Source organism: Demequina sp., from assembly GCF_024642165.1.
Classification (GTDB): Bacteria; Actinomycetota; Actinomycetes; order Actinomycetales; family Demequinaceae; genus Demequina.
Genome location: NZ_JAHEBP010000090.1, coordinates 1 through 8,161, shown reverse-complemented (window position 1 = coordinate 8,161; position 8,161 = coordinate 1). Strand labels below are relative to the sequence as shown.

At 73.3% G+C, this 8,161-nt stretch carries 9 protein-coding genes; 5 read left to right on the top strand and 4 right to left on the bottom strand.

Features of this window, described 5'->3' with window-relative positions; all coding sequences use genetic code 11:
- Both Q0L54_RS08635 and Q0L54_RS08630 read left to right on the top strand, forming a co-directional pair.
- On the top strand, positions 1 to 157 hold a 157-nt coding region (locus Q0L54_RS08635), incomplete at its 5' end, for a helix-turn-helix transcriptional regulator (protein WP_296667215.1).
- A gap of 104 nt (positions 158 to 261) precedes the next feature.
- The gene (locus Q0L54_RS08630; protein ID WP_296667213.1) at positions 262 to 1,251 is read left to right on the top strand and encodes an NAD(P)-dependent alcohol dehydrogenase; all 990 of its coding nucleotides are present in this window, start codon (positions 262 to 264) and stop codon (positions 1,249 to 1,251) included.
- A gap of 10 nt (positions 1,252 to 1,261) precedes the next feature.
- Here the strand turns inward: Q0L54_RS08630 and Q0L54_RS08625 are convergent, their stop codons facing one another.
- The 3 genes from Q0L54_RS08625 to Q0L54_RS08615 form a co-directional block, all read right to left on the bottom strand.
- Positions 1,262 to 2,674: a multicopper oxidase family protein gene (locus tag Q0L54_RS08625; RefSeq protein WP_296667211.1), complete on the bottom strand. Its 1,413-nt coding sequence runs from the start codon at positions 2,672 to 2,674 to the stop codon at positions 1,262 to 1,264.
- A 91-nt stretch (positions 2,675 to 2,765) separates the two neighbouring features.
- Complete coding sequence (locus Q0L54_RS08620; RefSeq protein ID WP_296667208.1) at positions 2,766 to 3,233, bottom strand: hypothetical protein; 468 nt, start codon at positions 3,231 to 3,233, stop codon at positions 2,766 to 2,768.
- Between the two features lie 169 nt (positions 3,234 to 3,402).
- Positions 3,403 to 3,747 carry a TfoX/Sxy family protein gene (locus Q0L54_RS08615; protein WP_296667206.1) on the bottom strand — a complete coding sequence of 115 codons (345 nt, stop codon included), beginning with the start codon at positions 3,745 to 3,747 and terminating at the stop codon, positions 3,403 to 3,405.
- A gap of 6 nt (positions 3,748 to 3,753) precedes the next feature.
- On the opposite strand from Q0L54_RS08615, the gene Q0L54_RS08610 reads away from it, so the two are divergent.
- Positions 3,754 to 4,779 carry a thiamine-phosphate kinase gene (locus tag Q0L54_RS08610; RefSeq protein WP_296667204.1) on the top strand — a complete coding sequence of 342 codons (1,026 nt, stop codon included), beginning with the start codon at positions 3,754 to 3,756 and terminating at the stop codon, positions 4,777 to 4,779.
- Positions 4,780 to 4,902: 123 nt separating this feature from the next.
- Here the strand turns inward: Q0L54_RS08610 and rpmB are convergent, their stop codons facing one another.
- Complete coding sequence (gene rpmB / locus Q0L54_RS08605; protein ID WP_042216526.1) at positions 4,903 to 5,094, bottom strand: 50S ribosomal protein L28; 192 nt, start codon at positions 5,092 to 5,094, stop codon at positions 4,903 to 4,905.
- Positions 5,095 to 5,316: 222 nt separating this feature from the next.
- Between rpmB and Q0L54_RS08600 the strand changes: the two genes are divergently transcribed.
- Positions 5,317 to 6,831 (top strand): DAK2 domain-containing protein, encoded by a 1,515-nt coding sequence (locus tag Q0L54_RS08600; protein WP_296667194.1) that lies wholly within the window; start codon positions 5,317 to 5,319, stop codon positions 6,829 to 6,831.
- Positions 6,828 to 8,161, top strand: a 1,334-nt coding sequence (locus Q0L54_RS08595; RefSeq protein ID WP_296667192.1) for a DEAD/DEAH box helicase, incomplete at its 3' end; no start/stop codon positions are given. The genes Q0L54_RS08600 and Q0L54_RS08595, both read left to right, overlap by 4 nt.

The following is an 8,161-nucleotide window of genomic DNA, read 5'->3' as shown; positions in this document are numbered from 1 at the left end:
CGAACTGGCGGAACGCATCGGCGTCACCCGCCAGACGGTCATCGCCATCGAGCAGGGGCGCTACTCGCCGTCGCTCGAGATGGCCTTCCAGATCGCGCGGGCGTTCGGCGTCCCGCTCGACGCCGTCTTCCAGTACCCCGAGGAGGAGCCGGCCTAGGGCCGCCCCACCACGTCATGCCCGAGTCGGGCCGCCTCACGCGGCCCCGGCGCGGCACACACCGACCACCCTCGCGGAAACCCGCCGCACACCAGGAGACCCCCATGACCACCACCACGACCACGACCATGACCGCGGTCACCCAGCGCCGCTACGGCGGCCCCGACACGCTCGAGACGGCGGCGGTGCCGATTCCCGTGCCCGGACCGCACGACGTCCTGATCCGTGTCGAGGCCGCCGCTCTCAATCCTGCGGACGCCTACCTGATGCGGGGCATCCCGCGGGTGGTCCGCCTCGCCGCCGGCCTGCGTCGCCCGCGCCGTCCCGTCCGCGGCACCGATGCGGCGGGCACCGTGGTGGCAGTGGGCGACTCCGTCGCCGGGTTCCGTCGCGGTGACCGTGTGTTCGGCGAGGCCCGCGGCTCGCTCGCGCAGTACGCGGTGGCGGACCAGGCGCGCATCGCGCGACTTCCGCACGATGTTCCCGCCGAGGCCGCGGCCGCGTCCGTGATGGCGGGGCTCGCGGCACTGCACGGCCTGCGCGCCGCACGTCTGGAGGCCGGCCACACCCTGCTGGTGAACGGCGCGTCGGGAGGAATCGGGCACCTGGCCCTACAGATCGCGACGGCGCAGGGTGCGATCGTCACCGGCGTGTGCTCGACGGCCAACGTGCCGTGGGTGAGCGAGCTGGGTGCACAGCGCGTGGTCGACCGCACCGGCGATTCGGTCCTCGACCTCGCGGAGCGCTTCGACGTCGTATTCGACAACGTGGGCGACCACCGCGTCCGCGACCTGCTCGCGATCACGGCGGACGGCGGCACCGTGGTGTCGAACTCCGGCGCGCAGGGCGCCGACGGAGGGCCGATGCGCCGGATGGCACTCGCGCGGTGGCTCAACCTCACCACCCGTGACCGGCGCATCGTCACGTACTACTCGTCGCCCCGGCGCGCGGACCTCGAGACGCTGGCGCGCATGCTCGCGGAGGGCACCCTGCAGCCGCACATCGGCTCGCGGTACGGACTGAGGGACGCCGCCGACGCGATGGACCGTGTCGAGTCTCGCCACCCCGGCGGCAAGGTGGTCCTGACGCCATGAGGGCCGCGGCCTACTCCGGCTCGTTCTTGGCGTCGCCTCCGAGCAGGAATGGGGTGGTGACGTTCGCATAGGCGAGGTGCGCCACGAGACCCTCCTGAGCGTGCGGGAGATTGTGGCAGTGGTCCATCCAGATCCCAGGGTTGTCGGCCACGAAGGCGATCTCGTACTCCTCGCCATCGAGCACCTCGAGCGAGTCGACCCACCATGGGGATCCCGTTGATGGAACGCCGTCACGGCTGAGAACAAGGGCGTGGTGGCCGTGCAGGTGCATGGGGTGTGCCTGGCCGGAGTGGTTGGCCAGCCGCATCATCACCACGTCACCCTCCTCGACGGTGAACATCGGCACGTCCGGGTACAGGTGGCCGTTGATGGTCCACCACGCGCCGGGACGTCCGTCGAGAAAGCCCCAGCGCCGTCCGATGACGTAGTCGAAGCGCCGGTCCGGCGCGGTCGCGTCGAACGGTGCGGGGGCCGGCTCGCCGTAGCTCAGAAGGTCGACCTGCCCGGTGGGTGCTCGGACGGGTTCCGGATCTGCCGGCCCGATCACGACGCCGCGCGGACCGCCCAGATGCAGTCGCACGGAGGAGCCGTCCGCTGGTCGGGCGATCAGCAGATCGACGCGGCCGCCCGCGGGCACGCGGACCTCGGCATCGGACACGTCTGACGGGCCGTTGAGGTCGTGGCCGTCCACCGCGAGCACGCGGAAGCTGCCGCTGCCGAGCCAAGCGAACAGCGCGCCGTTGTCCGTGTTGATGATCCGCACGCGGGCCGAGGCGCCGGCCGGGATGTCGACGTGCAGGTCGCCCTCGGCTCCGTTGATGGTGTGGGCGGCGCCGTAGAGGTGCGCGAGCGCTACCACGTCGACCGGTGCGCCTGCCTCGGCGGCGGCCGGCTCGATCACGATGGCTCCCAGCAGGCCCCTCCTCACCTGCTCGTGCGCCACCTGGTGGGAGTGATACCAGTAGGTGCCGGCGTCCTTGGCGACGAACCGGTAGACCTGGCTCTCACCGGGCGCAAGCGCATCCTGGGTGATGCCGGCGACGCCGTCCGCCGCGTTGGGGACATCGATTCCGTGCCAGTGCAGCGTGATCCCCGCATCGATATCGGTGTTGACGAGCGTGACCTCGACCAGGTCGCCCACGCGCGCCCGGATCTCTGGGCCCGGGGTGCCGCCGTTCAGTGTGTAGCCGTCGATCGCGTCGCCATCTCCCAGGCGGATGGCCCCGCGGGCGGCGGTCAACGTCACGCTCACGTCCGGCGCGCGGCTTGAGCCCTCGGTCAGATCGGTGACCTCGACCAGTGGTGCCTCGCCGTAGCCGGCGCCGTGCGTGTGGGGCGCCAGTTCGCCGGGGCCGCCGCCCAGGTCGACGTAGCCCATCGACATCGCCGAGTAGCGAGCGGGCACGAGGCTCAGCGCCCACATCGTGCCCACGGTCGCGACCAGGATCGCCGCGACGGCGAGGCTGGCCCATCGGGCGATCCGCGGCCAGCGCGGCGGCGTGGGTTGGTTCGTGTCAGCTCCCCTCGACGGCCGGAGCGGCGGCCGCGACGGCAGGCGCGTCGACACGCATGCCGATGCGGCCAGCGGTCAGCGCGCACGTGAACAGTGCGAGCGCGTTGAGGCCGTGCAGGATCGCGAGGGCCGCGACGCCGAAGCTGGCGAAGCCCAGGAAGATCTGCACCCCGACCAGCAGGAGCACCAGGCCGGCCCACTGCATCGCTTTGCGGGTGCGCGAGATGAGTGCGATGACGAGCAGGATCAGCGAGACGAACGGGATGATCATCATCCCGTTCATCGCGTGGATCCCGAAGCCTGCCATCTCCGGGAACAGAGACTCGTCGGATTCGAAGGCCGTCGAGTCGAGTACCCCGCCGCCCTCCACCCACGAGCCGAGTCCTGCACTGGCCCACGCGTGCGAGGCGGCCTGAACGCCCACCAGCACGCAGATCGTGTACGCCAGCACCTTGTACGTAGTGCGCATGGTGTTCTCCCCCTTCACAGAGGGCGGCCGTTCCTCGACAGCGGGGCCGTTCACACGCGGTCCCCGGGGCGCCGTCGCTCCGCACGTTCCAGCGTCCTCGCTCACGATCGCGCCGTCAATGTCCAGTTTGTCCGATTGCGAGCGGAGCGCAGGAGACGCCCTCGCCGAGCTATCGGGGCGCCCTGGGCGCCTTCGGCGGCAGCGTGGCCACATAGCCGAGCGACGCCTCGACCCACTCGTCGAGCCCCGCGGCGGCGAGGGGGAAGGCGACGTACTCGCGCATCGTCCGCCCGGCCGGCCCGAACGTCTCCGCGTCCGCCCGCGTCATCGCCCGCTCGAGGGCGGCGGCGTCCATCTTGAACGCCACCTGGTCGCCGTACAGCGCCATGAACATGTTGCCGTTGACGAACGCCGCGAGGTTCGCGAACATCGCGCGCACCGTCACGGTGGGTGCGGCCGGCACGAGCGCACGGAACGCGTCCTTCGACTCCTGGGTGGGGCGGGGCACCTCCATGCGACGATGCTCGCGCATCCCGGCGTCGCGCGCGAGCCGGGCGCGGGGGAGTGGCGGGCCGCCGCATCGTCCACCCCTACGCTGGTGCGCATGGCGACGATCGGCGAGATGGGCGAGGACGCCCTCATCGCGGCGTTCGTGCCCCGCCTTCCGGTGAGCGACGCCGAGCTCCTCGGGCCCGGGGACGATGCGGCGGTGATCGCGGTCGACGGCGACCTGGTGGTCTCCTCGGACGTGCTGATCCAGGACCGCCACTTCCGGCTCGACTGGTCGAGCCCCGAGGACGTCGGCTGGCGCGCCGCGATGCAGAACCTGGCGGACATCGATGCGATGGGTGCCGTGCCCACCGCGCTTCAGGTCACGCTCGCGGCGCCGCCGTCGCTGGACGCGAGCTGGGTGCTGGGCTTCGCGGACGGGCTGCGGGAGGCCTGCGAGCCCCACGGCGTGGGCGTGGTGGGGGGCGACCTCTCCGCCGCCCGCGAGATCGCCATCTCCGTCACCGTCCTGGGCGAGACACACGGCACGCAGCCCATCACCCGGGCCGATGCGCTGCCCGGGCAGGCGGTGGCCGTGTCGGGGCCGTTGGGAGCCGCCGCGGCGGGCTACCGGCAACTCATGGACGCGAGGCGGATCGACGAGGAGACCATCGGGCTGTTCCTGAGGCCGCGCCCACGGATCGGCGCCGGTCTCGAGGCGGCGCTTCACGGCGCCACCGCCCTCATGGATGTGTCGGACGGGTTGCTGCGCGACGCGGGCCGCATCGCGCGCGCCTCGGACGTGGGGATCGCGATCACGGGCGCTGACGTGCCGGTGCACGAGGGCGCGCGGCGGGTCGCCGACGAGCTGGGGATCGATCCGTTGTCCTGGGCGCTCACGGGCGGCGAGGATCACCACATGCTGGCGGTGTTCCCGCGGGAGGCGGCGGTGCCGGCGGGCTGGACCGTGGTGGGCGCGACCACCGACGCGTTCGCGGGGGTGCGCGTGGACGGCGAGGCGCCCGCTGACGTGGGCTGGGACCACTTCGGCGGCTGAGAGCCGGCGTTCGCGGGCCTCGCGGGGCCCGCACACGGCAAAACGGACGCCCCTGAGGACGTCCGTTTCGGGTGGGCGGCGGTCAGCCGCGCCGATGCGCGCGTGGTCTCACGCGCGGGATCATCAGATGGCGCGCTGGACCTTGCCGGCCTTGAGGCACGAGGTGCACACGTTGAGGCGCTTCGGGGTGCCCGCGACCACCGCGCGCACGCGCTGGATGTTCGGGTTCCAGCGACGCTTGGTGCGGCGGTGGGAGTGCGAGATGCTGTGACCGAAGGACGGTCCCTTGGCGCAGACGTCGCAGGTGGCAGCCACGATAGTTCTCCTAGTTTTTGCGCGGGGCGATCGAACGACCCGCAAATCTGTGGGGGCCCGGGTACTCGGGCAACCGCACTAGCGTAACCGACGAGGCCTGCACGCGGCAAACCCTGATGCCGGGCGAGGCGCTCGGCGCGACGGTGCCCGCCGCATCGGCGGGGCGTGCCACGATAGTACGCGGGTGGCGACCCCCCACCGCCCGCCGACCGGAGGTGACCCGTGAGCGAAGCGCATGCCCTGCGCCGCTGGCTCGGGTCCGGGCTCGATGCCGTGCACCGCTCCCGCGGCAGGCTCGACGCGATCAACGTGTTCCCGGTGGCGGACTCCGACACGGGAACCAACGTCTACCTGACCCTGCAGGAAGGCAATCGCGCCATCGCGCGCCTGCCGGCGGACGCCTCGCATCGCGACGTCGCGGCGGCCTTCGCGCGCGGCGCGCTCATGGGAGCGCGCGGCAACTCCGGGGTGATCCTCAGTCAGTACCTCAGCGCCCTGCTGCGGGTCATGGACGCGCGGGGCGGCATCGAGACCATCGACGCGCACGGTGTCGCCCAGGCGCTCGCGAGCGCCGCCGAGTCCGCCTACGCCGCCGTGAGCACGCCGGTCGAGGGCACCATCCTCACGGTCGCCAGGGCGGCGGCTCGCGCCGCGACCGACGTGGCCGCCCGCCAGGGCACCGTCGAGGAGGCCATCGTGGCGGCCGTCGACGGGGCTCGTGCGGGCCTGGCGCGCACCACCGAACAGCTGCCGAGCGCCCGTGAGGCGGGAGTGGTCGATGCCGGCGCGGCGGCGTTGGTGCTCCAACTGGAGAGGCTGGCGGAGGTCATCGCCGGCCCCGACGCGCTTGTGAACCATCCCGACGTCGCGTGGGAGCTTCCCGGCCGCCGCCACCGGGTGGTCTCGCCCGGTCACGCGGGCCACGGCGAGGAGGGCGGCGGCGCGTACGAGGTGATGTTCGTCGCCGAGAGCGAGGAGTCCGCTCGCGGCCCGATCGCCGCGGCGCTCGACGAGCTGGGCGACTCGGTCACGGTCACCGCGGGCCACGGGCTGCTGCACGCGCACGTCCACACCGACCACCCCGACCGCGCCGTGCGGCTCGCCGCCGGCTCCGCCGCGCATCAGATCGTGGTGCGGTCGATCGCGATGAGCATGCTGCATGATCGCTCCGCCACCGGCGTGGTGGCGCTCACCACGTGTCCCGGGCTCGCCGAGCCGCTGGCCGACGCGGGCGCGGTGGTGCTCGTGGTGCCCGACCCGCCCGCGCTGCGGCGACGCGACCTCAACCGCGCGGTGCGTGATGCATCCGGCGCGGAGGCGATCGTGGTCGCCGGCGATCCCGCGCTCCTCGGCGTCGCGCGCGCCCTCGCGGACAAGCGCGGCAAGCCGCGGCTGGTGGTGATCGACGCCGCCCACGAGGCGCACGTGGTCGCGGCCGTCGCCGCATCGGCGCTGGCCACCCCGGGCGAGGACGTCGGGGCCCTCATGGCGGCCGCGGTGGCCTCGACCCACGTGGGCGAGAGCACCGGAGACGCGCTCGACGACGACCTGGACCGGCTGGTGGGCGCGGACACGGAGATGGTGACGCTGGTGCTGGCGCGCGGCATCGACGACTCGATCGCGGAGACCGCGCGGATCTCGGTGGCGGCACGCGCCCCCGACGCCGACATCGCCGTCTACGAGGGCGGGCAGGAGTGGCCGCCGATCCTGATCGGCGTGGAATCCGCGCCGGCATGACCGGGCGACTCCAGGAGCCCCTGTCGCGCGTCCTCGGCACGCGCACCGCCGGCTCGCTCGAGAAGCTCGGGCTGGCGACGGTGGGCGACCTGCTGCGCCACTACCCTCGCCGCTACGGCGCCCCGGGCGAGTTCACACCGCTCGCCGAGCTGCGCATCGGCGAGCACGTCACCGTGATGGCGGAGGTCCGCACCACCACCGTGCGCCAGATGCGCACGCGCGGCGGCGCGATGCTCGAGGCGATCGTGACCGACGGTAGGGACACGCTCCAGCTCACGTTCTTCGCCAAGCGGTCCGGCGTGCTCCGGATGCATGAGGACAAGCTTCGCCCCGGCCGCCGCGGGCTCTTCACGGGGACCGTGGGCGACTACCGCGGGCGCCGGCAGCTCACTCACCCCGACTACCTCATCGTGGGCGTCGACGCCGCGGACGAGGACGAGGCGCTGGCAGAGGCCTCCCGGCCCATCCCGCTGTACCCGGCGGCCGCGAGCGTGCCCACCTGGCGCATCGGCCGGGCGGTGCGCGCCGTGCTCGACCCGCTGCTCGAGGCCGACGTGCCCGATCCACTGCCGCCGGCGCTCCGCGAGACGCGCGGGCTACCCACCCTGCTCGAGGCGCTACGGCTGGTACACGTCCCCGAGACGGACGCGGACCATCGCCGCGGGCGGGAGCGGCTGCGCTTCGAAGAGGCGTTCGTGCTCCAGACGGCACTCGCACGGCGCCGGGCCGATCACGACGCCCTGGCCGCCGTGCCCCGGCCCGCCCGTGAGGGTGGCCTGGTGGCGGCGCTCGATGCGCGCCTGCCCTACGAGCTCACGGCCGGGCAGCGCGAGGTGGGCGCGACGCTCGCCGCCGACCTCTCGCGCGACACGCCGATGCTGCGCCTGCTCCAGGGCGACGTGGGCTCCGGAAAGACCGTGGTGGCGCTCCGCGCGATGCTCCAGGTGGTCGACACCGGCGGCCAGGCTGCGCTGCTCGCGCCCACCGAGGTGCTGGCCGCCCAGCACGCCCGCTCGCTGCGGGACCTGCTGGGCCCGCTCGCGGACGGCGGGCTGCTCACGGCCGCCGACGACGCCACGCGCGTGGTCCTGCTCACCGGTTCGCAGGGCTCCCGGGAGCGCCGCGCCGCCCTCGCGGAGGCGGCCTCCGGAGCCGCCGGCATCGTGGTGGGCACCCACGCGCTCCTGAGCGAGACGGTGCAGTTCGCGGATCTGGGTCTGGTGGTGGTCGACGAGCAGCACCGGTTCGGCGTGGAGCAGCGCGATGCGCTGCGCGCCCGCGGCACCCGCGTGCCGCACACGCTGGTGATGACCGCGACTCCCATCCCGCG